Genomic DNA, 25,602 nt, shown 5'->3' on the forward strand with positions numbered 1-25,602 from the left:
CTAACTCGTTTGTTGAATTAGGATTTTTTCATTTCATCTTATTTCAAGTTAAAAGTGAATTAAATATATATAGCACCATTCCCATCGCCTCAATATGAATTGACTTTTCTTTCCATGAGTTGAGTTTCCTGCATGTTCAATTGACTTTTCTCGGTGCCCAGTTGACTTTTCTCAATTAAGAATTATTTCCCCAAATAAAATTGATCATTACAATGAAATCAATGATTTCAACGCATCTGTGAAGCCCTCTTTTTCTATTTGAAACAGATCTTTCTTTATTTCGTAAAACAATTTATTATATGTATCATCAACATCTGTCTTTTGTAAAATAAACATAATCTTCTGTGGATCTGAGCAATAATTCGTAATAGCACTGTTCAGTAATGTCGTTGGAACAGGCGCCTTTGTCCGGTCAACCTGATTAGTTCCTTTTTTCTTTATTCGTGAATCGTATCCTATTACCCCTGTTGAATTTCCAGTAGCCATTTCAAAGTCATTGTCTCGTGTTACTAAATCTTTTTCTCCAATTTTATAACACTTACTATTTCTCAGATCCAATATTTTCTCCATTACTCCTATTTTGGAATACATGGTGCTTGCATCTCTCCGTGGCTTACACTGCTCCCTGGTAATTTCTCCCGATATACAAGCTTCATAAAATTCATTAGCATTTAGCGACTCACTCTTTATCCCTGCCAAATGCATGAAATTATTCTTACCAAATCGAACTTCATAATAGTCATAGGAATCTGACTTGCTCTTTCTAAATATGAACAATAAGGTAGTATCAACGTATTCCGAATATAAAGTTGCGCTTTTACGCAATATAGTTAACATTTCCTCAGACGTCAATATTCTTATATTCCGCGCCGTACATTTCATATTTCCCCTTAACGTAAAAGAGAAACCTTTGTATCAAAGGTTTCTCCATAGTTCTCATAAAACTGGTTTCATTATGGTGCTTTGCCACCAAATCACAGGCATTTCACCTATCCGGCTTGATTATCCTCTGGCTGAAGAGTAAGCGCAAAGTTTTAACGTTGCCAGCGCAACGGAAGCAAACACCTTATGCTTCGTGTCCTGAAATCAGGAAGAGATTTCTCTCTTGGTACTTATATTATACTCAGCATCTCCGAAAATAGCAATCTTTTTTTAATTTTATGACTGCAACCTAAAATGAAAATTTAAATTCCACTTCTCCAAAGGGCGGTGGAGTTTACTCTTGCACAGTTGATATTTACTCATGCATACTGATATGATACTTTAATCGTCCTTCTGACAGCAGTAGAAGGAGTTTGACTATGAGTAAATATATCCCAGGCAACCAAAAGCATCTCACCATAGAGGATCGTATCTATATCCAGAATGAACTGGATAAGGGTACATCCTTTAAAGATATTGCCCGCTTTCTCTGTAAGGACCCTACTACGATTTCAAAAGAAGTGAAGGCCAGAAGAGCCTCCGATTGGTTTCACAAAGGGACTTTTCTTAATGCGAAGAACTTCTGTACCAAGCGTTTCCGCTGTAAGAAAACGAATGCCTGCAATAAGATCCTTCTTTGCGGCGTTAAATGTGCTTCCTGTCCCACCTGTAACCAGACCTGTCCGGATTTTCAAAAAGAACGCTGCAGCAAACTTGATCGGGCTCCCTACGTCTGCAATGGATGCAGTAAAAAGATCAATCATTGTACGATTGCCCACAAATATACCTACAATGCCAGGTTCGCTGATCGGAAATACCGGGAGTGTCTCAAGGATTCCAGGTCCGGAATCGCTATGACCAGACAGGAACTCCACAAAAAGGATAAGATCATCACTCCTCTGATCGATCAGGGCCAGTCTCCTTACCAGATCGTTGCAAACCATCCGGAATTGAATCTTTCCGTCCGCAGCGTTTACAACTACCTTGATATGGGACTTCTGACTGCCAGAAACGTTGATCTGAAACGTAAAGTGAAGTTTAAACCCAGAAAAGTCCATAAATCACAGATATCTGACCGCCGTGTCTTTAATGGCAGAACTTACGCTGATTTTCAACAGTTGCACCTGGAATCTTTTGTAGAGATGGACACCGTCCACTCCGCTGTTGGTTCCTCTAAAACACTGCTTACCTTCTTTTTTACAAGGGAAAAGCTGTTTCTTGCGTTCCTCATGAACCGGAATACGGAAGGATCTGTACGACTCGTTTTGGACCGTTTAGAAAAGCGTTTTGGTACCTTCGATTTCCTGACTCTGTTTGAATATATCCTCACCGACAGAGGCGCTGAATTCGGTGATCCTGATTCTCTCGAAACCGGTGTTACCGGTATCCAGAGAACCAACATTTATTACTGTGATCCCATGAGAAGCGGACAGAAAGGCGGCATTGAACAGGCACACACCATGCTCCGCATGATACTGCCGAAACGAACTACCTTTGAATTCCTGACTCAATGGGATGTGAATCTAATCACCAGCCACATCAACTCAACACCGCGGGAGAGTTTGAATGGGCGTACACCGTATGATGTCGCCCTGGAGGCTTTTGGGACAGACGCCTTAAAAGCATTTCAGCTTAGGCGTATTGACCCTGACAAAGTCATCTTAACACCTAAGCTGATCCGCTATAACCACTAACCCATGAAGAAATCTGCTGTCAGACTGGAAGTAAACTTTTCACATTTTTCAAATGTGGCTGGTGGAATTTAGTCGTGCACACCGACCTCCAGCAGCTTGTTTGCCATACAGAAAAACAGAAAATTTCGCCATAGATTACTTGTATTATAGCATAGATTCCGCTTTTCTTCTTAAAAATCACTAGATTATAAGCAACTTTTAAAAGAGCGGTGGAATTTACTTTTACACTGGAATTTACTTTTTCAAGTCAGCTTTATGACTGCAAGATTAGTGATTCTTTGTCCTTCCAACGCAATTGCAGACGCACTGTTGCATGGCCTACTACTATCTTTCTATTTTACATCTCCGATTTTACATGAGATTTTCCGACAAAAGCAAATACATCTGCTACCTCTTCTTGCTTTATTATTGCTAATTCACTTCTCCTGGTTAAAGTCGTAAACCATTCCGGCACATAAAAATTTATCTTGGGATTGTTTTCCCTGTACCATTGAATTTGTTTCCTTGCAAATTTTAAAAATCCGGGGTCTGAATGTAATCTCGCCAGCTCTTTTTTACTTAATTTTCCTATTGTTCGTTTTCTTTCACTGCCCTCCGGATAAATATCTCCAGTCCATGCATCCAAACGATATCCCGTTCCCTGCGCATGAGCATGAGGCACTGAAGGTTTATCATCTGCATCGCCTATTGTGAAAATCCATATACAGTCTTGTAATTTTTCACGCGGTGAATATAGCTGCGGCCCGGGCACTTTTTTCATTCGTGTTATTTTACTACGAGATCTCACCGTATTTCTTCTAATCATAAATTTTTACCTTTTCCAGTATAAATCAAACTACTTTTACCATTTCTTTTATGTACACACATAGCAGTCAGATTTTTGCTTGCAGCGTTATAACCCCAAAGAACTACTACAAAATTTTCATATTCATATGTCCGCCCTGTAATTCCATAAAGACCGCAGTGTCCAATAGTTCAAACTAATTACTTATTCACATATTTTTCTTATTTCAATTAATGATTTTGTATCCTTTATTAATCTTCGTATCTCTCGTGCATTTTCAAGTCTTGTAGAATTCTCAAGAAGATTCTGCCTAATATTTTCCGAGATAGTACCTTCTTCATCCAATTCATCAAGTTCTTTCCGCGCGATTTCGATTTTAGCTTCAGAATCCAAATCCGTAAATCTTATAACTCCATCAAATCTGTTAAAAATAGGATCCCCTAGTTTTTCCCTCACTTCATCCTTGGATTTATAGTTAGAGGTACATATAATAAGTGCATGCCTTACATCAACTTTATAATTTTGATCTTCATAGATTCCTTCATCAAACAATTGATAAAATGCACTATGAAATACAGAATATGCCTTATCAAACTCATCTAATAAAATTACATTTGAATCTCTACCAATTAAATCTTTCGCAAAACTCTTTTCGTTATACTTTCCGCCAAATAAATAATTTGCAGATTCATTGTTCTGATACATTGAAAATTGTTTCCTTAAAATTTGTCCACCAATTTTTTCTATAAGGAACTGCGCTGTTTCCGTTTTACCAATTCCAGAATTTCCATAGAACAGAAGCACAACTGGTTTATATTGCACATTATTCATGATAGGAAAAATAGATTTCAGTATTTGCTCTTTTACAGATTGCTGTCCTATGATTCTTTTGTCAAAGTCTGCATTAATTTCTTTAATCGTTTTTTCAGTAATCACATTATAATTCTGATGTATTTCCTCAACTATACCTGTACTATTAAATGCACGCTTTATTTGTTCCTGTAAATGAATTGGCGGATTTTGTATATACATGTTAGTTATAGATAATTTTGCTAGAAAGCTCAGAAAATTTATAATTACATGTTCATTTATACTACTATACTCATCCGCAAAAGCAACAAAGTTAAGCATTCTTATTTTCTTTTTCTTAACTTTTTTAGCTGGCTCCTCCTTTTCAGGCAAACCAACTAGCACCAATGGTATCTGTTTATTTTCCGCATCCATCTGCATTGCTACATCTGATAATTTTCTATATGAGCTAGGAATAATAGTTTCAAATGCTCTATCCGAACCATAAAACATTACTATTTTTTTCATGCTTCAACCCCTGCTAATACGACATCATAGACTGCTAAGTCTTCTGTCTGCGATTGATTACTGCCGTCTACAATACTTTCCGCAGTAACTTCTACATGTTTCTTTTGAAAATCAAATTCCTTTTCTATTGTTAATTCCGTCGGTTTACAAGTTCCTACCTTAATTCCATAGTATACTAATTCCATTTTGCTTAAATCCGCCAAATTATAATTATTTTTAAATGCACTTATATTAAATCTCAATACTGAACTTGGCCTGTCCTCAGATTTAAGCAACATACCATAATAACCTCTTTCTCCTAATAGTGCCTCATTCAATTTTTCCATATCTATTGGCATCTGCTCTTTAGGCACCACTGTCAAATACGAACTGTACATCTTATATAAGGAAATTGAGTTTTCCGGTGCGTATACTCCGGTTTTTGTAAATTTTTTTACCCGGCTATCTTTATATGCTTCTTTGATATAGTCAGTGAGTAATGTATTTTTTATCGTGGAATCAAATAATTTTGATATTTCACCTGAAGCTTTCGCGTCAATATTTCCCGACATGCTGCCTTTAATAAAGTTCAAAATATTGAATCCACCCTTTGCCTGCGCTTCAATTTCTGTTAATATTTCTGCTGCGCGTTTTCTATTGTCTTCTTTACTCCAATCCAATCTGCCACCATTCGTAATGTCTAAATAATCCTGGGCAGCTGACTCATCAAAATATATGATCTTTAAAAATGTAGGCTCTGTCTCCTTATTTTTTGTGTTTTCCATATTAACCACTCCTATCTAAGATTATTTACGCCTATACTTGGCAGTTCTGATGCTGATTTCAGGCAGATTATATCAATAATGCTTTACCTAGTTTATATTATATCATAAAAAATAGAGCCAATATAGAATTTTACATTCTCATACTAGCTCCCTAAAATGAAAATTTAAATTCCACTTCTCCAAAGGGCGGTGGAGTTTACTCTTGCACAGTTGATATTTACTCATGCATACTGATATGATACTTTAATCGTCCTTCTGACAGCAGTAGAAGGAGTTTGACTATGAGTAAATATATCCCAGGCAACCAGAAGCATCTCACCATAGAGGATCGTATCTATATCCAGAATGAACTGGATAAGGGTACATCCTTTAAAGATATTGCCCGCTTTCTCTGTAAGGACCCTACTACGATTTCAAAAGAAGTGAAGGCCAGAAGAGCCTCCGATTGGTTTCACAAAGGGACTTTTCTTAATGCGAAGAACTTCTGTACCAAGCGTTTCCGTTGTAAGAAAACGAATGCCTGCAATAAGATCCTTCTTTGCGGCGTTAAATGTGCTTCCTGTCCCACCTGTAACCAGACCTGTCCGGATTTTCAAAAAGAATGCTGCAGCAAACTTGATCGGGCTCCCTACGTCTGCAATGGATGCAGTAAAAAGATCAATCATTGTACGATTGCCCACAAATATACCTACAATGCCAGGTTCGCTGATCGGAAATACCGGGAGTGTCTCAAGGATTCCAGGTCCGGAATCGCTATGACCAGACAGGAACTCCACAAAAAGGATAAGATCATCACTCCTCTGATCGATCAGGGCCAGTCTCCTTACCAGATCGTTGCAAACCATCCGGAATTGAATCTTTCCGTCCGCAGCGTTTACAACTACCTTGATATGGGACTTCTGACTGCCAGAAACGTTGATCTGAAACGTAAAGTGAAGTTTAAACCCAGAAAAGTCCATAAATCACAGATATCTGACCGCCGTGTCTTTAATGGCAGAACTTACGCTGATTTTCAACAGTTGCACCTGGAATCTTTTGTAGAGATGGACACCGTCCACTCCGCTGTTGGTTCCTCTAAAACACTGCTTACCTTCTTTTTTACAAGGGAAAAGCTGTTTCTTGCGTTCCTCATGAACCGGAATACGGAAGGATCTGTACGACTCGTTTTGGACCGTTTAGAAAAGCGTTTTGGTACCTTCGATTTCCTGACTCTGTTTGAATATATCCTCACCGACAGAGGCGCTGAATTCGGTGATCCTGATTCTCTCGAAACCGGTGTTACCGGTATCCAGAGAACCAACATTTATTACTGTGATCCCATGAGAAGCGGACAGAAAGGCGGCATTGAACAGGCACACACCATGCTCCGCATGATACTGCCGAAACGAACTACCTTTGAATTCCTGACTCAATGGGATGTGAATCTAATCACCAGCCACATCAACTCAACACCGCGGGAGAGTTTGAATGGGCGTACACCGTATGATGTCGCCCTGGAGGCTTTTGGGGAAGACGTCTTAAAAGCATTTCAGCTTAGGCGTATTGACCCTGACAAAGTCATCTTAACACCTAAGCTGATCCGCTATAACCACTAACCCATGAAGAAATCTGCTGTCAGACTGGAAGTAAACTTTTCACATTTTTCAAATGTGGCTGGTGGAATTTAGTCGTGCACACCGACCTCCAGCAGCTTGTTTGCCATACAGAAAAACAGAAAATTTCGCCATAGATTACTTGTATTATAGCATAGATTCCGCTTTTCTTCTTAAAAATCACTAGATTATAAGCAACTTTTAAAAGAGCGGTGGAATTTACTTTTGCACTGGAATTTACTTTTTCAAGTCAGCCTCATACTAGCTCCATCATTTATGCTTTCTCCAAGATTAAACCTACGAACATTAATGTATGTTCTCTATTCCTCAGATTCCCCTCTTCGCTAAGCTTTTTCATCCTGATTGCCTGCGACAATGAGGGCGTACACTGGGTGAAATCAATTGCATCCACCTTCTGTTGCTGTTCTTTCTTTTTGAGATAGGCCAGTTGAACTGCCGGAGTAAACCCCATCGTTCCATCATCCACCTTTTCCGGCAGCGGAGGAATCAATTCCGTTATCTTGATGTACCTCTGTACCTGCTTCGCACTGTCACCGCACAGCTCGCCAATAATATCAATACTTCTTTTTCCGTTATTGAAGTCAACTTGCCCACATTTCTTCCTTCCTGCTTTTCGCTTGATGGCATCATACTTCATTTTATAAGCGAATGCCTTCTCACTGGGTGTGATCTGCTCGCGCTGCAAATTTGAATCAACCATCGTTACCACGGCTTCATCATCCTTCATACACCGGATGATCACAGGAAGACTTCTGTAACCCAAGCGCTCTGCAGCAAACTTTCTTCTATGTCCTGATATAATTTCATAAAACCCTTCTGATCGAGGTCTGACAATCAACGGGGTCAGAACTCCATATTTTTTTATGCTTTCCTGCAGCTCAATCATCTGACTGTCTGCAATTACTTTAAACGGATGATTCTCGAAAGCTCTCAGTCGTTCCATTTCAATCTCTACTACCTTCTCATCCGAAGCACGTTCATCTGTTTTGCCTGCCATAGGCCTTTCCTCCTTTTCCCCGAACGAAAAAATCCGCCCAGATTAGAACGGTTAATCTAATCTGAGCGGATCCTTTCCGTCAGGCCTGAATGATTCCAGGCAAGAAAACATTTATTCATTTTTACTCTGCTTTACACCCTAAAACTCATCCTACACGATAGTTATCGCCTTTTGGTGGTTATCATGAAAAATCACCAGGTGCGCGATTACCTGTTTTGGGTGCTCGTTTTCCAATTTTTGATGATGTCTGGGTGCTCGCGCGCACCCAAAAATCTTCATGAAAATGAAAAATGCAGCAATGACTTGTTATCATCATTGCTGCAAAAATGGATGTTCCCTGCGGGAATTGAACCCACAACTACAGCTTAGGAGTAGACCCGATACGACATCGGGAAGTGGCATCTAATGCTTAAAAATGCTTGGAAATACAAGGTTTTTCAGCATTTCAAATCCCATCTGATACTACGCTGTGATAGCTAATTCAGAGGGATTTTACACCGTCCGATTGGCTCGAAATTAGCAAGTCTTTCGATTTTTGGTGGACGTTGCAAGTGCAAGTAAATGTCACTATGTAACTTCTCGTGATGCGAAATGATAGGAAATCCTATTCATTCTCGTGTGAGGGTGCGGGTGTCCTTAGACACAGATTTCAGTCTGTTTTATATATCATTTCAAAATGAATTTTTCAACCAGAATTATTAAGAATTTCAAAGGTTTTTCAGACTCAATGATTCTATGTAATTTAGACCCGCCGAAGCAGGTCTTTTTTTATTTCAGCATAATCTCTCTATCCTCAGCGCCGAGCATATAAGCACCCTTGGCAAAAGCATCCCTTGCAAGAAGCTCTGCTACATCAACCCTATCGAACAGCATCCATATTTCTTTCTCTTTCGGAGTCAGTTCATGGCTATGGTCAAACAAATGCTCAAGTCCCAATCCTTCAAGCAATGCCGACTTTGCTGCTTTGTATTCCTCAGCTCTGCCAACATATTCGTCGTTCCTTTCCTTGGAAAATGCCTCGATATTGTCAGCTCTCAGATGCTCGTAATACTCGTCCATAAAGATTCTATCCATACTCGTTGACCTCCATAACAAAAAAATAAGGGCAGACCCTTTTACAGCTATTGTAGCTATGTAAAAGGATCTGCCCTTGCAGTTACTATAATGTTTTTGCCAGCGACTTCAGGAGTGCTGCCATTTCCGGATTTTGCAGAAGCTTCAGAAGAAGTTCTTTATCATCAGCGGAGCTTTCCGTTGCGGCTGGTTGAACCGGCTCAGGCGTTGCCTGTCTGCCTGAGTAGAACGCAGCTTCCATTCTTTCAGCGTTCAGTCTGCGGTCATCGTCGATGATATGGGAGTAAACATCCGCTACCATCTTGACCTGTGCATGACCGGAATCGCCTTGAACGGATTTCATATCGCCGCCGTTCAGCTTCAGCTTGTAAGTGATACTGGAATGTCGGAGACTATGGAAAACCACTTTCGGCAGTCCCTTCTCCTCAATCAGCTTATTGAAAGCACGGTTGATAACCTGCCCCTCAATCGGCTTGCCATTGGAAGAACAGAAAACCAGATTGAAGTCTACGAACTCGTCACCGAAAAGGTCTTTCAGTTCTTCGATGTCAGCCTTTCGCTGTACCAACATTTCCGCTACGGTTTTCGGTAAGAACACCTTGCGGACACTTGTTTTGGTCTTAGGAGTTTTGAGAACCAATGCGGTATGCGTACTGGCGAAGGTCGGTGGGAACTTGAACATGATGTCCTTACCGTCCAGATCTGCCATCGCTTCACGATTTACTCTCTGCAACTCCTTTTCAACGAAGATGCTTGCCTGACCAAGTTCAATACTGGTGGGGGAAATGTCAATACAGTCCCAGGTAAGCCCCAGAAGCTCGCCCATTCGCAGGGAACAGGAGAAGGCAAGGTTAATAGCCAGACGAAGAATATCATCGTCACAGGCTTCCAGAGCCTTCTGGAGCACTTCTGCTGTCCAGATATCCCTGGTCTTGTGTTCTTCTTTCGGCAGCGTAGCGTGCTCCACAGGGTTTCTGGTCATCAATTCCCACTTGACCGCTTGATTGAAAGCATTTCGCAATGTCTTGTGAACCTCTCGGACAGTATGCGGAGTCAGATATTCTGTACGGGCTTTTACATACTTAGAAGAAACCGCTTTGACAGAAAGCAAATCTCGGTAATACTTGTCCATGATTCTCGGCGTGACATCCTCCAGCTTCATATCACCGATGAGGGGACGAATATAGTTTGCAATCAGGCTCTTTCTGCTTTCATAGGTAGACATCGCCCAGGTGTTCACACCATAGATTGACATATACTCATCCAAAAGATCATTGACGGTTTTAGCAGAAGGGGGAATAAAGGTTCCGGACTCCTGCTCATATTCAACCTGCAACTTCCTTTTCTTTGCTTCGGCATTCGTTTCAAAGGTTTCCCACTTCTGACGCTTGTTGCCGTTCTCATCGGTGTATGTATAAACCACAGAATACTTCTTTTTTCTCTTAACGATAGATGCCATGTAATCAGCTCCTTTCCTGTCTATCTTCCGCTAACTGGTAGCGGGTCTGATTGTGATACCATTTTTCAAAGCTCTCTTTGGTAGCTCGCTTATACCTGCCAACCTTGATAAGCTCAAAATCTTCATTGGCAACGATATAGTAAATGGTCTGACGATGTACCCCAAGCATTCTTGCCATTTCCGGCAGACCGTAGGTGGATGCCATAATATCTGCATCCAGTTCCTGATCCTCTACCGTGCGGTAATCGGTTTGAGAAGCATACCATCTTTCAAAGCTCTCCTTTGTCACTCTGCGCTTGCCCAGGACATCGACCACATCAAAATGCCCTTTGGCAACCAGTTCGTAAGCAGTCGCTTCTTTCAGCCCAAGGCGCTGTCCAAGCTCCTCCATTGAATATGTAGTTTTCTTCAATTCCTCGCCGGGAGGGGTTCCATCGACCTTCTGGTATTTGAACTGATTGGCATACCATTCTTCAAAGCTGTCGATCATCACCCTCATGGTGTTGCCGACAAGAATGGTTTTGAAGTAATTCTTCTTAATGAGCCAGTATGACTCCGTTTTACCAAGACCGAGCATCCTGCCCATTTCCAGAACAGACATACTCGTGCGTTTTCTCATTTCCGCCATCGTACAACCTCCTATGTAAAAAATGTAGCCATGTGTTTCTTGTCATGGCTACATTTTATCGAACTCTCAATATGTTTTGAAGTTTGTCGCCGGGTTGTACGACGCCCTTGACAAATCTTACATTTGATGATCCAACCACTCATCAAAACTCTTTTTGGAGATTCTGATACTGCCACCGATGCGGACGCTATGGAAAACTTTCTTTTTCACAAGGTTGTATGCGCTGGTTCTGCTGATGCCCAGAATATCCTGAATCTCATCAACCGTATAGGTTCTCTTATCAAACTGAACTGCGTTAGCAGCCATCGCTTCTTCGGTGCGCTGATTCATGGCAGCGATTCTTTCTTCAAACATTTATGTTCACTCCTTCGCTCTCTTTGCTTTATGTTTTGGGGAACGCTTTTTCAGCTGTTCCATTGCCAGGCTGACAGATAAGGCTTTCTCAATCGCTACCATTTCACGGGGCGTTACCTTACCTAAGTAATTATCAATCCTGCTTTTATCAATGGTACGAATCTGTTCCAGCTGAACAACGGACGCTTCTTTGAATGCAGGATTGTCGTAAATAACAAAGTGCGTCGGCATATTCGCTTTCTTATGGATTCTGGTGGTGACCGTTGCCACAATCAATGTGGGAGCGTGTTTATTACCGGTATCGTTCTGAATGACGATAACCGGACGGATGCCGCCTTGTTCCGACCCAACTACCGGGTCCAGCTTGGCGCAATAAATATCACCACGGCAATATACCCAATTTTCTTTCATCATGTGCCATGACCTCCTTTCGTTGGCTATGTAATAACTGACTGCCAGAAAGGAATCAGGCAGTCAGTCCAAAAGTCTATGTGTCCCATATTTGCCACGCACCCCTGGGAAAGAGGGCTTACGCCCTCAGGGAATCACCGAACGACTGATTGCGAATCAGTTCCATAGGAATCTAACCTCTGCCGGGTTCTCCGCCAGCTCCGTAGAGAAGTATCTTTAATCCTGTTGCTTTCATGGCCGTATTGGGAGCAACCCAATATTTACAAGCCAGTATTGATCGCTGGCATCGGGAGAGAGACAAGCGCTTAATTTATAGAAGAAAGTCGTTCTGTTTCTCTATCCGATACGTCTCGGCGTACCGCTGATGTGGCTGATGCTCTCGCACCGGCAACAGGAACGTATTCGATGACTGTGTATTCAGTTTTCAAGGATCAAGCAGCCGATTTTCTTTGGCTGTATCTAAATTGTACCTGTTCCTCATGCAAGTTTTTATTGCCTCGTAGGTATAGTTTTGAGGTTATTCACGACCTAAAAATATGTAATCAAGGGTTGTCTCAAAGCGCACAACCAGTTCGATTGCCAAATCAATAGAGATACCTCTGTTGCCGGTTTCAATTCGTGCAATGGTGTTTGCGGCAACACCTAACTGCTCCGCAAGCTGTTCCTGTGTAAGCCCATGTTCCTTTCTCAAGGCTTTAATTCTTTTTCCGCTTTCAACCAAGTCGTAATACATTTTCGTTCCTCCGTGTTTTTGAATTTGTGAAGTTGCAAAATCAAAAACAGCGGGAGGAGATCGTGCCCGATTCTCAATACCCTTTGCCATCTGCCTGTCCTCCTTGCAGGCATAAAAAAAGAGCCGGAGTAAATTACTCCAAGCTCTCGTTCATGCCTTTGTGTTAATTATGGGGGAAAATAGGCAGGTATAAAAAAAGCCCCGTACCCATTACAGGCACGAGGCGTAACTCTCTCTATTCAATTTTATGCCGCTATCTCCCAGCATAGCCATTTTAACACTGGACAAGTCGGACTTTCAGTAGGGGAACCGTCGTATTTTCATCGGATTTTAGTCGGACTAAAATCCTGTCTTAGCATTCACAATAACACAATGCTTCTTCCTCCCGGGCACTTTCCAGGAAATCTTTCAATTTAGGAATGGCTGTTCCCCAAAGTGACAGACCAAATAACAGTATCGCTTCTTTCTTTCGGTCATAGTAGGTGCTGCGTTCCATATTCAAAACCTCCAGCATTTCTGATTCCCTGTACTTGAAGCGGTTGAGATATGCCTTTGAGATAATCTCACAGTACAGAGCGCCTTTATCTGGATATTCTCTGATTTTCAACATAGCCATATCTACCAGTTCAATGATCCACTTTGTCTCAAATAAGCTGCGAATGCGTTCTTCAAATCGTTCTCTCGCTTCATCCGGAGCAAAGTTCTCCAGATAAATCAATGCACCATCTAAGCTGTCACCGTAAGTACAAATAAGGGTATCACATACATCATTCGCACGATCAATGGTAGACCAGCACACCTCTCGATATATGGATAAAATCAGCTTTGCTCTTTCATACAGAACCTTCTCGTCAATGTTCTGCATCCGGCAAAGCATTCGAATACTGCTTAATACCTGTGTATTATATCTGCTCATTCAGAATCTCCTTTCAGCCTAATCCATAAAATAAGAATTCCTTTCTAACTCCTGTCACTTGGCTAAAGGGAAACAAATACCATGGGACAAGAATGACTATAACTTCCGATATTTGATTAAAATAACAGAAGTGAAATCGGAAGTTCTTGACTTTATAAAAGTTCCGATATATAATTAAGTGGAATTAAAACTTCTGTTATGATTCTTATTATAGCATTTTCCAGAAGTTTGTCAACAAATAATCGGAAGTTACGAATAAATATTTTTTGAAAGGAAGGATACTACCATGACATTTGGAGAAAAAATTAAAGAAGCTCGTTTGGCTATGAACCTATCTCAAACGGAGCTTGCCCAGATGACCGGCATTTCCGAAAGATCCCTTTACACCTATGAGCAGCTCGGAACACTCCCCAGAAAAAGCAACATCAGAAAACTTGCTGAAGCACTGCATATCTCTGTGTCCTATCTTTTGGACGAATCTGAAACGGATAGCCAGAGCCATATAGATCAGGATATGTTTATTTTAGAGGCAAAGGAAAACTTCGGTTCAAAAGGAGCAAAAGAAGCTCAGGAAGTGTTGGGTCGTGTAAATTCTCTGTTTGCCGGTGGAGAATTGGACGAGGACGCAAAAGATGTATTCTTCCAGGCGATTATGTCAGTTTATATGGACTCTAAGAAAACAGCACGGGAAAAGTACACTCCGAAGAAATACAGAAAGCATAAAGATAAAGAGTAAAATCCTCAAGCACAGAATATGTTTTCTGTGTGCGATTCGGAGGTGAAGCAAATGAAAACGGCAGAGCATATCATTGAAACTGTCGATAAGCTTGTGCGAAAATATCACACCAGAGACCCTTACGAGCTATGTCAGCTGTTAGGTATCAAAATCCACTATTACGATTTACAGAAGAAATTGAAGGGCTTCTTCTATTACCAGTCCAGACAAAAGAATATCGTGATAGATCACAATGTGAACGGTATCCTGGAGCGTATATTAGTCGCACATGAATTAGGACACGCTGTCCTGCATACAAAAATCGCTATGATGCACGGCTTTCAAGAAATGGAAGTTTTTGATGATAGATCAATCGAAGAAAATGAAGCAAACTTCTTTGCGGCGGAGCTTCTGTTAGAAGATGGGAAAGTCCTGGAATGCCTTTCGGAACACACATTTTTTGAAACGGCTAAAATGCTCTATGTACCGGCAGCATTATTAGACTACAAATTCAGCCTGCTCCACGAAAAAGGAGAGCTGGTAAATTCGATGTATATTCGTAAAGCAGATTTCCTGAAAGAAGATCTTCATGCCTACGATAACGACATTGGTTATGGCGATATATGAATATCTATTTTTATATCTTTACAGAAAAAGTCCACCAGTACGATGCGTAGTGCATCATGACTGGTGGACTTTTTGCTTCTTAAAGAATCAGTATATTGTGCTGCAAAAAAGAACCCCATAGCAGTTCACTCTGTACCGTCAATGGGCTTCTTTTTCATTATATCAATCAAGCTCCGCTTTTTTTATCATCTCTTGCTGGTCAATCAAGACATCAATCAACTTTCCTACGGTTATCAATGTTGTTACATTACACTTTTTCAGTTTTGCAGCAATCTCATTATCAATGATGCTGTCGCATTTTGCATATGGGGTATCCAGTAAAAAATAGTCAAAGTTCTTTTCCAAGACGAATGCCAGTTTTAGAAGCATTGCCAAAGAAACTTTCGTCTGTCCAACTTCAACATGGCTCATATGATTGTTCGAGCAACCAACCAACGCACCCAAATCAGCCTGACTATAACCCTTTTCCAGTCGGGCAGCTCTAATGCGCTGACCAATCTTAACGTAATCAATTTCCGGTTGCGTTTCAATCACCTCCATGCTGTGTATGATTCTGCTATACATTATAAAATGTACCAAAAATCTCAACAACCAACATCGGGTGCAAGTTGCATTTATAAATGCAATATGATAAAATTTTATAGGCAGATTGCATTAAATGATAGAATGAAAAGAACCCCAAGACGACAATATGAGCTATCTTGAGGTTCTTTAAAATAAAAAATTCGTAGAGTACATTACTCCACGAATCGCATTCTTCTCTGTTTTTTTTAGTTTATATCTTTATTTTACAAATTGTCGCACTGTTTGTCAATATGTTAGGGACATAAAACACGAGGTTTTGCACAAAAATCCATCTTAGAAAGTTCCAAAGTCACAATTTGCCGTCAGAATTATAGTCATATTGAAGGAGGTGTACCTTATGGCACGAAAAGGAGAAAATATTTACAAAAGGAAAGACGGCAGATGGGAAGGAAGATACATTAAGTCCCGATCTTCTACAGGCAAAGCCAATTACGGTTATGTTTATGCAAAGTCATATCGAGAAGTCAAGGCAAAACTTATCAGTCAAAGTTCGTGCACGAGTAATTCTGTCACTGTCGATCCAGAAATTAGCTCAGATCAATTTGAACAGGTTGCTATGGAATGGTTTCAAGCTATATGTCCTAAAGTGAAGGAATCTACAAGCAACAAATATAGGAATCTTCTCAGCTCGTATATACTTCCTGTGTTCGGAAGCAAACAATTGCGTGATATAACACACGAGTTTATTGAAACGCAGTGTAATTTTTTCCTTGTTTCTGGTGGATTAAAGGAGAATGGACTTTCCTCTAAAACTGTTTCAGATATTTTATCTCTAATTCGAAATGTCTTACAATTTGCCACCCGAAACGGGAAAGCCATTTCTTGTGACGCACGATCTATACAGATAAAACGTCAAACGAAGGAAATGAGAGTTTTGAGTCGTGCTGAACAGGAAAAATTATGCCAATACTTGTATTCTAATCTTGATTCCTGCAATATTGGTATATTAGTATGTTTATTCACTGGTCTCAGAGTAGGTGAAATTTGTGCGTTACGATGGGAAGATGTTTCATTCTCAGATTACACAATCCACGTGCATCAAACGCTCCAGAGAATCCAAGATAGAACCAACAGTGAATACAAGACAAGGATTGTTGTTACCACACCAAAAAGTGCTTGCTCCATCCGTACTATTCCAGTACCCCATGGCTTAATGACTATTCTTACAGCACACAAAGCTTCTTCTACTGGCTACATCCTAACCAATAGCGATCAGAATCCATTAGAACCAAGAACCATGCAAAATCATTTTAAGAAGGTATTGAAAAACAGCGGAATCACCTCCGCAAATTATCACTCGTTACGTCATACATTTGCTACAAGGTGCATAGAGCTTGGATTCGATGTAAAAAGTCTCAGCGAAATATTGGGTCATGCCAGCGTGAATATTACAATGAATCGCTATGTACACCCATCCATGGATTTAAAAAGAGAAAATATGCAACGGCTTTCTGATTTATTAGCCGTCAAATAAATTGTCAACACCGTCAAATAATGCTGAGTTTTCAGTGTTTGGCGGTGTTTTTTCGTGGAGTAATGTACTCTACGAAAGAGTATACCCAGGAGGAGATTTATTGATTCAATTTGTAGGGCGAGATGCTTATAAGCAGTTTTGGAATTTTAGTAAAGATGAGAAAGAGAACTTGGCCACTCAATTGGCGATTGAGTTACCCGCACTCAGAGGAAAAGTTGGTGCATCACAAGAAGAAATTGCTTCGGCTGTTGGTATTTCACGACAAACTTATAGTGCCTACGAAAATCGGACACGCCCAATTCCATGGAGTTTATATCTAGCACTATTGTTTTATTTTGATTACATTCCAAGTACACATTATATGATTCGCCAGCTTGAATTATTCCCAAATGAAAGAAGTTATGGAAATAAGACTTAGAAGCAAACTTAAGAGTGTGTTGATAGTGCAGTATCTTAAAATTTTGTATAATAGGAATTGAAGTTAAATTAGATGCTAAAAATTTGTAATTAAGAAGGAGTGATTACATGAACAAAAATATAAAATATTCTCAAAACTTTTTAACGAGTGAAAAAGTACTCAACCAAATAATAAAACAATTGAATTTAAAAGAAACCGATACCGTTTACGAAATTGGAACAGGTAAAGGGCATTTAACGACGAAACTGGCTAAAATAAGTAAACAGGTAACGTCTATTGAATTAGACAGTCATCTATTCAACTTATCGTCAGAAAAATTAAAACTGAATACTCGTGTCACTTTAATTCACCAAGATATTCTACAGTTTCAATTCCCTAACAAACAGAGGTATAAAATTGTTGGGAGTATTCCTTACCATTTAAGCACACAAATTATTAAAAAAGTGGTTTTTGAAAGCCATGCGTCTGACATCTATCTGATTGTTGAAGAAGGATTCTACAAGCGTACCTTGGATATTCACCGAACACTAGGGTTGCTCTTGCACACTCAAGTCTCGATTCAGCAATTGCTTAAGCTGCCAGCGGAATGCTTTCATCCTAAACCAAAAGTAAACAGTGTCTTAATAAAACTTACCCGCCATACCACAGATGTTCCAGATAAATATTGGAAGCTATATACGTACTTTGTTTCAAAATGGGTCAATCGAGAATATCGTCAACTGTTTACTAAAAATCAGTTTCATCAAGCAATGAAACACGCCAAAGTAAACAATTTAAGTACCGTTACTTATGAGCAAGTATTGTCTATTTTTAATAGTTATCTATTATTTAACGGGAGGAAATAATTCTATGAGTCGCTTTTGTAAATTTGGAAAGTTACACGTTACTAAAGGGAATGTAGATAAATTATTAGGTATACTACTGACAGCTTCCAAGGAGCTAAAGAGGTCCCTAGCGCCTACGGGGAATTTGTATCGATAAGGGGTACAAATTCCCACTAAGCGCTCGGGACCCCTTGTAGGAAAATGTCCTAAGTGTGGCAACAATATTGTATTAAAAAAATCGTTTTATGGTTGTTCAAATTATCCTGAATGTACCTTCACTTTAGCTGAACATTTTAGAAAGAAAAAACTCACCAAAACAAATGTAAAAGAATTACTAGAGGGAAAAGAAACCCTGGTAAAAGGAATCAAAACGAAAGATAGAAAGTCCTACAATGCCGTTGTAAAAATCGGAGAAAAGGGATATATTGATTTTATCTCTTTTTCAAAATAAGCATAAAAGCCCTTTAAAGAGGGCTTTTATATATTAATCACAAATCACTTATCACAAATCACAAGTGATTAATCACAAATCACTTGTGATTTGTGATTCCTAATGATACAATATTACTATACAAAAAAAGAATGGGGCGTAGTTATGGAGAAGGAAGAACTCAAAATACTTGAAGAATTAAGACGTATTTTAAACAGTAAAAATGAAGCGATTGTTATCTTAAACAATTATTTTAAAGGTGGTGTTGGAAAGTCAAAATTATCGACTATGTTTGCTTACTTGACAGACAAATTTAATTTAAAAGTTTTAATGATCGATAAGGACTTACAAGCAACATTGACAAAAGACTTAGCAAAAACATTTAAGGTAGAATTGCCACGTGTTAATTTTTATGAAGGACTGAAAAATGGAAACTTGGCTTCTTCTATTGTTCATTTGACTGATAATTTAGACTTGATCCCTGGCACGTTTGATTTGATGTTACTGCCAAAATTAACTCGCTCATGGACTTTTGAAAATGAAAGTAGATTGCTTGCTACTCTTTTAGCACCTTTAAAAAGTGACTATGATCTCATTATTATTGATACTGTACCAACGCCAAGCGTTTATACAAATAATGCAATCGTGGCAAGTGATTACGTTATGATCCCTTTACAAGCAGAAGAAGAAAGTACAAACAACATTCAAAACTATATTTCCTATTTGATTGATTTACAAGAACAGTTTAACCCTGGACTAGATATGATCGGTTTTGTTCCTTATTTAGTTGATACGGACAGCGCAACGATAAAATCAAACCTGGAAGAACTGTACAAGCAACATAAAGAAGATAACTTGGTTTTCCAAAATATTATCAAGCGAAGTAATAAAGTAAGTACCTGGTCTAAAAACGGAATTACAGAACACAAAGGCTATGACAAAAAAGTTTTATCCATGTATGAGAACGTATTTTTTGAAATGCTTGAGCGAATCATTCAATTAGAAAACGAAAAAGAATAGAATCACAAATCACAAGTGATTAATCACAAATCACTTGTGATTTGTGATTGTTGATGATAAAATAAGAATAAGAAGAAATAGAAAGAAGTGAGTGATTGTGGGAAATTTAGGCGCACAAAAAGCAAAACGAAATGATACACCAATCAGTGCAAAAAAAGATATAATGGGAGATAAGACGGTTCGTGTTCGTGCTGACTTGCACCATATCATAAAAATCGAAACAGCAAAGAATGGCGGAAACGTAAAAGAAGTTATGGATCAAGCCTTAGAAGAATATATACGGAAATATTTACCTGACAAACTTTAAAAGGAGTGAAAATGAAATGGCAGTTACGTATGAAAAAACATTTGAAATAGAGATCATTAACGAATTATCGGCAAGCGTTTATAATCGAGTATTAAACTATGTTTTGAACCATGAATTAAATAAAAATGACTCTCAATTATTGGAAGTCAATTTATTAAACCAATTAAAGCTTGCAAAACGTGTAAATCTTTTTGATTATTCTTTAGAAGAATTACAAGCCGTTCATGAGTATTGGCGGTCAATGAATCGTTACTCAAAACAAGTTTTGAATAAAGAGAAAGTGGCTTAATATGGCAAATATAGTCAATTTTACTGACAAACAGTTTGAGAATCGCTTAAATGATAATTTAGAAGAATTGGTTCAAGTAAAAAAGCGGTTGAATCGCCAACCGCTTTTTTACTTGGTGGGCAATCAGGGTCAGGGAAAACCAGTTTGCGAAGAAGATGATTGAGCAGGCAGGAACAAAGTGATAAATTCAAATTGTGAGGGAAAATACAGATGAATCAAGGAAGAATTATTGTGATTACAGGCTCACCGGGGACAGGAAAAACAACAACTGCGTCAATTGTCGCAAAGGAATCAGATATGGATAAATCAGTGCATATGCACACCGATGACTTTTTTCATTACTTAAGCAAAGGCGCAATACCACCACATTTGCCAGAATCCAACAAGCAAAATCTGGTTGTCATTGAAGCCTTTTTAGAAGCTGCAAAGCGATATGCTCGTGGCGGATATGATGTAATTGTAGATGGGATTGTCGGGCCATGGTTTTTGGAGCCATGGAAAGCTCTTGCCCAAGAAGATTACGAGGTACACTATATTGTATTAAGAGCGAGTAAAAAAGAAACTATGAAGCGAGCTGTGGAACGCTCAAAATTAGATAGAAAAACAAATATTGAATTAGTGGAAACAATGTGGGAGCAATTTTCCGGTTTGGGGATATATGAATCAAATGTCATAGACACAACTACATTCACAATTAAAGATACGGTTTCCGCAATAAAAGAAAGAGTTGCATGTGGGACGTCTTTACTATCTTAGACATTCCCATTTGTCAGGAAGATAGCAAAGCCAGCCGAGCCAGTCAACGGTCAAGATGAACGGCGCATTTCATGCGCCGCCGTTGACAGTCACGCCCGTCTTTGCTAAAAAGTAATCAAGGCGGGAAAGCCCTAAAATGGCTTCCCGCCCATTTCAATTTTTAGAAAAGAAACGCTCCAAAATCAGAAAGAGAGCGTCCAAGCACTTTGAGGGATTGGCCGCCTTGTCCACCCATTCAGCGGGACAGCGGGCGGAGGTCAAGGCCGGGTGTAAACCCGTTCATTTCAGCTTAGAAACCCTTCATAAAACGGGCTTATTTAGCGATATAAGGCTTTATAATAGAGAAGGAGTGAAACTTCTATTCAAGTTTAGAAACGCCTTCCATTAGTCCGAAAGAGACCTTAGAAAGAGAATTAAATCGTAAAGTATCAGGGAAAGAAATTCAACCGACTTTGGAGAGAATAGAGCAAAAAATGGTTCAAAATCAACACCAAGAAACCCCTGAATTTAAAGCAATTCAACAAAAATTGGAAAGCTTGCAGCTACCTACACCACCAATACCCAAAACACCTAAACTTCCAGGACTTTAAACCTTAAAAAAGGAAAAGAGTAGTTACCAAAAAACGGTAACTACTCTTTTTTTATAAAAACCTTTCCTCATGTTTGAAAAGCTGATCGAGAAATAAAGCACACAACGGTATTCTTTCTTTTTTCAGTTGGTACATTTTGCAGTCTGTAACGTGTCATTTACTGTTTGTTACCTTAACATATCCAGTCGAAAACACAAGGGTATATAAACGAGCAAGCTCGCCCTTGTGTTTTCTTTGTGTCTATGTTGCGTTCTCGTCACAGCAAACGACACGAACACACTGGCGAAAATGAACCAACAAAACGAAAAAAGAAAGGAGCGTATACTTCACAGACGGTGTTAAGGATACTTACCAGATGAAACCGTACATTGCACCGACCGCTGCTGAGTTGGAACAATTTCTTTCCTCTCTAAATTAAATCTTGCCGAAGCAGTGATGTGTCAGACTTTCCTGACACATCGCCGCTTTGCACTTCACAAAATCCGCTGCCAGGAGGTGATGAAATGAGTATGGTAAATGCTGACTCCGTTCAGCTATTCGCAATGCTGAAAAAAATGCAGGATTCCATTTCCTCCATCGAAACTACCAAAAAATCTGTAAAGATGAAATATGAACAGTTAGGTGCTGGATGGCAAGATAAAAAATACAACGAGTTGGGCGTGGTTGTAAGAGACTGCAACAAGGCTCTCAATGACATATTGGTAATTATGCTTCAAGCAGAAAAATATGTGGCTTTACTCGCCAAGAGCCTTAGTGAATACGAAAGTGTTCAACTAGGATCTACAAATGGAATATCTGCAAGCACACCTCAGACCAGTAGTTTTGCTGTTACACCATCAAGTGCAGATACAACCACCTTTGAGTCAAATACCTTTGGTTCTAATCTTGCATTTGTTCAAGACAGACTATCAGCTGAACGATATTTTTCCCGTGGAAATCACTATGAAGAATATCGAGATTATTGGGAGAACGGGAACTATACCTTTTCTCGAAATGAAAATCCAGAACTCGTATACGTTAGAGCAAGGGATATTGAAGGAGTTTATCTCAGTGACCGAGAACTTGGGAACCCGGAAGGATTTTGGACACGGAATGGTCGAGAGGGATGGTCGAGAGAAAACATTCTAAGGCGAGCTTCGCACATCCAAGATGTTCGTCAAAATACTGAGTCAGGAATGTCTTTGGATGAGCTTTCACAAAACCCAGTGTTAGATGATACCATTCGTAGCTATTACAATAATCCTGTCCAGGTTGCGCAGGTAGGTTCTTATTATGTATTTCAGAGTGATGGGCGACATCGAACACTTGCAGCTCAATCGCTTGATACATATATCCCGGTTTTAGTAACAGGTAGCTACACTCGAAATGATTAACAAATGAGGAGGTGAGTGTTTGAGCAACGTAAATGCTGATGCAACTCAATTACTGACAATACTGAAAAATATGCGGACCTCCATTTCTTCTATCGAAACTACAAGAAGTTCTGTGAAGATGAAATATCAGCAATTGGGAATTGGATGGAATGACAAGAAGTACGATGAGCTGGGAACTATCGTAAAAGATTGCAACAAAGCCCTGAATGATATTTTACAGATTATGCTTCAGGCCGAAAAATACGTTGCTTCACTTGCCAAAAGTGTACAAGAATATGATAATGTTAATTTGGACACTCCTTCTGCACGAAATTCTTTCCTCCAGGGTCTGCAAACACCTAATGTTGGTAATTCGTCTTATCAGTATTGCCTTGGCGTGCTAACCCAAGGTAGCACACCAGACGGATATATCGCTGTTATATCACAACGCCATGAAAATGCAGAGCAGAATGTCAGAGAAGTGTTTGACCATTTCGCTGGTAAACTGATGATACAAGATTCTGAATATCCACCGGATCAGACAGCACATTACTCACCGGGAAATTATATAGGGCATTCACGAGGAGTCTACTACAATGCAGCTTCTGATATGACAAATCCAAGAGGTGCAGGAACAACTTATTTCCACGAGCTTGCTCACATGATCGACCATGCTTCGTGCAACTATCGGAGCAATCTATCCAATACTCCAGAATTTGCTGAGGCACTGGTTGAGGACGGACAAAGAATCCTGAGCTTATATAACAATCTTCCAGTGGAAAAGCAAACTGCTTTTCTGACCCGTATTAGGCAGGATTCAGCTCACTCCTTCTCGGACTTAATTGATGCGACAACAAATGGTCAATTGCACGGAAATTATGGTCACTCAAGGAACTATTGGACGAGACCGGGCAATCTACAAGCAGAAGCCTTTGCCCACTTTTTTGAAGCGTCTATGGGAGACCAAGGCAAATTAGAGCTATTAGCAAATTTCTTTCCTACAGCGTTTGGTATTTTTTCTTCAATGATTGATTCTATTAGACCAGATAATCATGTTAGGGTCTTGAGCAGAGAAAGGTAGGTGCATACAATGGACAAAAACAAGAGCGTTGCAGATTTTATGAATAGCTTCCTTAATACACCTGAACCGAAAATTGATAATGAGTATTATGAAATCGAAGAACAGTATTTTCGGCAATTCGGTCATGGTGTCCCAAGGGAAATGTTGCCTGATAGCATTTCAACGGAACAAATTAAACAAGCCATGAAAAAATGCATTCTTTCCAAAAAGGATAATCTCTTTGAACTATTAGGCATCATTATCAACGATAATTATTTATATTAAGAAAAGGAACGACGACATGGATGAAGACAACATTATAACTTTGAATGATGAGAATGGGAACGAAGTTGAATTTGAATTTCTTGACTTAATACCGTATCGCCAGAACGAATATGTTGTCCTGCTTCCTATTGGAGATTCGGATGGGCAAGTTGTTATTTTGCAGCTGAAAGAAATTGACGATGAAACAGAAGAATATGTTGGTGTTGAAAACGAATTTGTGTTAGAGACTGTCTTTGCTCTGTTCAAAGAGCGAAACAAAGATTTCTTTACATTTGAGTAATTAAACAATGCAAGCTCAAACCAACAACACGATAAAAGGGGGGTGCATTATGGATATTTGGCATCGTGTAGGCAGAATTGTTCGCTTCTCAAACTTAGGAACTCTTCTGTTCTTTACTCTTAATATTCTGCTGATTGTTGCTGTGTTCGGTTCGTCAGGAAGCATTGTTGAACTGATTTGTATTTACTTTTTCACAGTAGCTATCAGCTTATCCCCATTAGGCGAAATGTGCCTGGCTGCCTTCGCAGGAGCAAGCGATATAAAAAGAGTAGATATAAAACTTCGAGTTGTCCCGCTGGTTCAATATGTTTTAGATAAAGCAAAAGAGAACACATCATACTGTCCTAAAAAAGTGAAAGTGAAGATTATCCATGATCCTGCTCCAAATGCATTTGCTCTAGGTAGGCAAACACTATGCATAACTGACGGATTGCTTTTACTCTCCGATGATATGATACTTGGAATTCTCGCCCATGAGATCGGACATCTCTCATACGGACATACTGTTATCCAATTATTGATTGGCGGGGGCAATATATTTATATCCGGGTGCCTCCTGTTAATCAAAATATCCTACTGGATTTTTTCTGCAATCATGGGGCTGTTCGCAATATGCTCTCGTAGTGGTGTAATGGGTATAATTACCGCAGTTTTCGCAGGAATATCAACAGCACTTTCTTGGTTATGGGTAAAGTTCTGTATGCTTTTTCTGATGTGGTCTATGAGACAAAATGAGTATCTGGCTGATGAATTTGCTTATAAAATTGGTTTTGGTCTTGAATTAGCGACGGTATTAGACCAACATATCTCAGATGTTCCGCATGATGGTTTTCTCAGTGCAATATACTCAACTCATCCATGCAACGATGATAGGGTTGCAGCATTGCAAAATTTAGGTGTACCCTATTCTCGATACTAAATTCAT

The 25,602-nt window shown here is 39.5% G+C and carries 31 protein-coding genes; 18 read left to right on the forward strand and 13 right to left on the reverse strand.

Going from position 1 to position 25,602, the window contains the following annotated elements:
• Positions 1 to 207 precede the first annotated feature (207 nt).
• The gene (locus ACI3EW_RS16575; protein ID WP_118533576.1) at positions 208 to 882 is read right to left on the reverse strand and encodes a PBECR4 domain-containing protein; all 675 of its coding nucleotides are present in this window, start codon (positions 880 to 882) and stop codon (positions 208 to 210) included.
• A 419-nt stretch (positions 883 to 1,301) separates the two neighbouring features.
• Here ACI3EW_RS16575 and ACI3EW_RS16580 point away from each other — a divergent pair, with 419 nt between their 5' ends.
• Positions 1,302 to 2,615 carry an IS30 family transposase gene (locus ACI3EW_RS16580; protein ID WP_118533157.1) on the forward strand — a complete coding sequence of 438 codons (1,314 nt, stop codon included), beginning with the start codon at positions 1,302 to 1,304 and terminating at the stop codon, positions 2,613 to 2,615.
• A gap of 337 nt (positions 2,616 to 2,952) precedes the next feature.
• Here the strand turns inward: ACI3EW_RS16580 and ACI3EW_RS16585 are convergent, their stop codons facing one another.
• The 3 genes from ACI3EW_RS16585 to ACI3EW_RS16595 all read right to left on the reverse strand — a co-directional run bounded on the left by ACI3EW_RS16585 (position 2,953) and on the right by ACI3EW_RS16595 (position 5,480).
• Positions 2,953 to 3,420 carry a hypothetical protein gene (locus ACI3EW_RS16585; RefSeq protein ID WP_405578613.1) on the reverse strand — a complete coding sequence of 156 codons (468 nt, stop codon included), beginning with the start codon at positions 3,418 to 3,420 and terminating at the stop codon, positions 2,953 to 2,955.
• Between the two features lie 183 nt (positions 3,421 to 3,603).
• Complete coding sequence (locus ACI3EW_RS16590; RefSeq protein WP_405578616.1) at positions 3,604 to 4,716, reverse strand: AAA family ATPase; 1,113 nt, start codon at positions 4,714 to 4,716, stop codon at positions 3,604 to 3,606.
• Positions 4,713 to 5,480 (reverse strand): DUF6414 family protein, encoded by a 768-nt coding sequence (locus ACI3EW_RS16595; RefSeq protein ID WP_405578619.1) that lies wholly within the window; start codon positions 5,478 to 5,480, stop codon positions 4,713 to 4,715. Before ACI3EW_RS16595 ends, ACI3EW_RS16590 begins: the two co-directional genes overlap by 4 nt.
• Before the next feature lie 281 nt (positions 5,481 to 5,761).
• Here ACI3EW_RS16595 and ACI3EW_RS16600 point away from each other — a divergent pair, with 281 nt between their 5' ends.
• Complete coding sequence (locus tag ACI3EW_RS16600; RefSeq protein ID WP_405578622.1) at positions 5,762 to 7,075, forward strand: IS30 family transposase; 1,314 nt, start codon at positions 5,762 to 5,764, stop codon at positions 7,073 to 7,075.
• A gap of 271 nt (positions 7,076 to 7,346) precedes the next feature.
• On the opposite strand, the gene ACI3EW_RS16605 is transcribed toward ACI3EW_RS16600, so the two are convergent.
• From ACI3EW_RS16605 to ACI3EW_RS16640, 8 genes are all read right to left on the reverse strand, one after another.
• Complete coding sequence (locus ACI3EW_RS16605) at positions 7,347 to 8,090, reverse strand: ParB/RepB/Spo0J family partition protein (RefSeq protein ID WP_118533532.1); 744 nt, start codon at positions 8,088 to 8,090, stop codon at positions 7,347 to 7,349.
• Between the two features lie 768 nt (positions 8,091 to 8,858).
• Positions 8,859 to 9,164, reverse strand: coding sequence for a hypothetical protein (locus tag ACI3EW_RS16610; protein ID WP_002304425.1), 306 nt, complete (start codon positions 9,162 to 9,164; stop codon positions 8,859 to 8,861).
• 85 nt (positions 9,165 to 9,249) lie between these two features.
• A complete protein-coding gene (locus ACI3EW_RS16615; protein ID WP_002304423.1) occupies positions 9,250 to 10,623 on the reverse strand; it encodes a site-specific integrase in 1,374 nt (457 codons plus the stop codon).
• Positions 10,624 to 10,627: 4 nt separating this feature from the next.
• Complete coding sequence (locus ACI3EW_RS16620) at positions 10,628 to 11,251, reverse strand: helix-turn-helix domain-containing protein (RefSeq protein WP_002304420.1); 624 nt, start codon at positions 11,249 to 11,251, stop codon at positions 10,628 to 10,630.
• Between the two features lie 117 nt (positions 11,252 to 11,368).
• Positions 11,369 to 11,581 (reverse strand): helix-turn-helix domain-containing protein, encoded by a 213-nt coding sequence (locus tag ACI3EW_RS16625; protein ID WP_477100006.1) that lies wholly within the window; start codon positions 11,579 to 11,581, stop codon positions 11,369 to 11,371.
• 30 nt (positions 11,582 to 11,611) lie between these two features.
• On the reverse strand, positions 11,612 to 12,016 hold the full coding sequence (locus ACI3EW_RS16630) for a type II toxin-antitoxin system PemK/MazF family toxin (RefSeq protein WP_002304415.1): 405 nt from the start codon (positions 12,014 to 12,016) through the stop codon (positions 11,612 to 11,614).
• A 517-nt stretch (positions 12,017 to 12,533) separates the two neighbouring features.
• Positions 12,534 to 12,839: a helix-turn-helix transcriptional regulator gene (locus tag ACI3EW_RS16635; protein ID WP_002304413.1), complete on the reverse strand. Its 306-nt coding sequence runs from the start codon at positions 12,837 to 12,839 to the stop codon at positions 12,534 to 12,536.
• Positions 12,840 to 13,101: 262 nt separating this feature from the next.
• On the reverse strand, positions 13,102 to 13,665 hold the full coding sequence (locus ACI3EW_RS16640) for a hypothetical protein (RefSeq protein WP_002304412.1): 564 nt from the start codon (positions 13,663 to 13,665) through the stop codon (positions 13,102 to 13,104).
• 286 nt (positions 13,666 to 13,951) lie between these two features.
• Between ACI3EW_RS16640 and ACI3EW_RS16645 the strand changes: the two genes are divergently transcribed.
• Together ACI3EW_RS16645 and ACI3EW_RS16650 are read left to right on the forward strand one after the other, a co-directional pair.
• Entirely contained in the window at positions 13,952 to 14,401 is a 450-nt protein-coding gene (locus tag ACI3EW_RS16645; RefSeq protein ID WP_002304411.1) for a helix-turn-helix domain-containing protein, read from the forward strand.
• Positions 14,402 to 14,452: 51 nt separating this feature from the next.
• Positions 14,453 to 15,007 carry an ImmA/IrrE family metallo-endopeptidase gene (locus ACI3EW_RS16650; protein WP_002304410.1) on the forward strand — a complete coding sequence of 185 codons (555 nt, stop codon included), beginning with the start codon at positions 14,453 to 14,455 and terminating at the stop codon, positions 15,005 to 15,007.
• Between the two features lie 162 nt (positions 15,008 to 15,169).
• Here ACI3EW_RS16650 and ACI3EW_RS16655 read toward each other — a convergent pair whose 3' ends face one another.
• Positions 15,170 to 15,547 (reverse strand): helix-turn-helix domain-containing protein, encoded by a 378-nt coding sequence (locus tag ACI3EW_RS16655; protein ID WP_002578940.1) that lies wholly within the window; start codon positions 15,545 to 15,547, stop codon positions 15,170 to 15,172.
• Positions 15,548 to 15,929: 382 nt separating this feature from the next.
• On the opposite strand from ACI3EW_RS16655, the gene ACI3EW_RS16660 reads away from it, so the two are divergent.
• From ACI3EW_RS16660 to ACI3EW_RS16725, 14 genes are all read left to right on the forward strand, one after another.
• Positions 15,930 to 17,066, forward strand: a complete 1,137-nt coding sequence (locus ACI3EW_RS16660; protein ID WP_002304408.1) for a tyrosine-type recombinase/integrase — start codon at positions 15,930 to 15,932, stop codon at positions 17,064 to 17,066.
• 34 nt (positions 17,067 to 17,100) lie between these two features.
• Positions 17,101 to 17,484, forward strand: a complete 384-nt coding sequence (locus ACI3EW_RS16665; protein WP_099323097.1) for a helix-turn-helix domain-containing protein — start codon at positions 17,101 to 17,103, stop codon at positions 17,482 to 17,484.
• 107 nt (positions 17,485 to 17,591) lie between these two features.
• The gene (erm(B), locus tag ACI3EW_RS16670; RefSeq protein WP_002292226.1) at positions 17,592 to 18,329 is read left to right on the forward strand and encodes a 23S rRNA (adenine(2058)-N(6))-methyltransferase Erm(B); all 738 of its coding nucleotides are present in this window, start codon (positions 17,592 to 17,594) and stop codon (positions 18,327 to 18,329) included.
• A gap of 145 nt (positions 18,330 to 18,474) precedes the next feature.
• Positions 18,475 to 18,759 (forward strand): topoisomerase C-terminal repeat-containing protein, encoded by a 285-nt coding sequence (locus ACI3EW_RS16675; RefSeq protein WP_073459356.1) that lies wholly within the window; start codon positions 18,475 to 18,477, stop codon positions 18,757 to 18,759.
• 144 nt (positions 18,760 to 18,903) lie between these two features.
• The gene (locus tag ACI3EW_RS16680; protein WP_002594335.1) at positions 18,904 to 19,758 is read left to right on the forward strand and encodes a ParA family protein; all 855 of its coding nucleotides are present in this window, start codon (positions 18,904 to 18,906) and stop codon (positions 19,756 to 19,758) included.
• 97 nt (positions 19,759 to 19,855) lie between these two features.
• Positions 19,856 to 20,065 (forward strand): peptide-binding protein, encoded by a 210-nt coding sequence (locus tag ACI3EW_RS16685; RefSeq protein ID WP_000527318.1) that lies wholly within the window; start codon positions 19,856 to 19,858, stop codon positions 20,063 to 20,065.
• A gap of 16 nt (positions 20,066 to 20,081) precedes the next feature.
• A complete protein-coding gene (locus tag ACI3EW_RS16690; RefSeq protein ID WP_000301765.1) occupies positions 20,082 to 20,354 on the forward strand; it encodes an antitoxin in 273 nt (90 codons plus the stop codon).
• A 1-nt stretch (position 20,355) separates the two neighbouring features.
• Positions 20,356 to 20,517: a hypothetical protein gene (locus ACI3EW_RS16695; protein ID WP_002304403.1), complete on the forward strand. Its 162-nt coding sequence runs from the start codon at positions 20,356 to 20,358 to the stop codon at positions 20,515 to 20,517.
• A 47-nt stretch (positions 20,518 to 20,564) separates the two neighbouring features.
• Positions 20,565 to 21,110, forward strand: a complete 546-nt coding sequence (locus ACI3EW_RS16700) for a P-loop nucleotide/nucleoside kinase family protein (protein WP_002304402.1) — start codon at positions 20,565 to 20,567, stop codon at positions 21,108 to 21,110.
• A 1,093-nt stretch (positions 21,111 to 22,203) separates the two neighbouring features.
• Complete coding sequence (locus ACI3EW_RS16705) at positions 22,204 to 23,073, forward strand: hypothetical protein (protein WP_002578944.1); 870 nt, start codon at positions 22,204 to 22,206, stop codon at positions 23,071 to 23,073.
• A 19-nt stretch (positions 23,074 to 23,092) separates the two neighbouring features.
• Positions 23,093 to 24,133: a hypothetical protein gene (locus tag ACI3EW_RS16710; RefSeq protein WP_002304399.1), complete on the forward strand. Its 1,041-nt coding sequence runs from the start codon at positions 23,093 to 23,095 to the stop codon at positions 24,131 to 24,133.
• 9 nt (positions 24,134 to 24,142) lie between these two features.
• Positions 24,143 to 24,397: a hypothetical protein gene (locus ACI3EW_RS16715; protein WP_002588965.1), complete on the forward strand. Its 255-nt coding sequence runs from the start codon at positions 24,143 to 24,145 to the stop codon at positions 24,395 to 24,397.
• 16 nt (positions 24,398 to 24,413) lie between these two features.
• Entirely contained in the window at positions 24,414 to 24,677 is a 264-nt protein-coding gene (locus tag ACI3EW_RS16720; protein WP_002304397.1) for a DUF1292 domain-containing protein, read from the forward strand.
• Between the two features lie 49 nt (positions 24,678 to 24,726).
• Positions 24,727 to 25,596 carry a zinc metalloprotease HtpX gene (locus ACI3EW_RS16725; RefSeq protein ID WP_002588966.1) on the forward strand — a complete coding sequence of 290 codons (870 nt, stop codon included), beginning with the start codon at positions 24,727 to 24,729 and terminating at the stop codon, positions 25,594 to 25,596.
• The last annotated feature ends 6 nt before the right edge of the window (positions 25,597 to 25,602 follow it).

Origin of the sequence: Pilosibacter rotomagensis, assembly GCF_045062245.2 — a bacterium.
In the GTDB taxonomy this organism is placed as follows: domain Bacteria; phylum Bacillota; class Clostridia; order Lachnospirales; family Lachnospiraceae; genus Pilosibacter.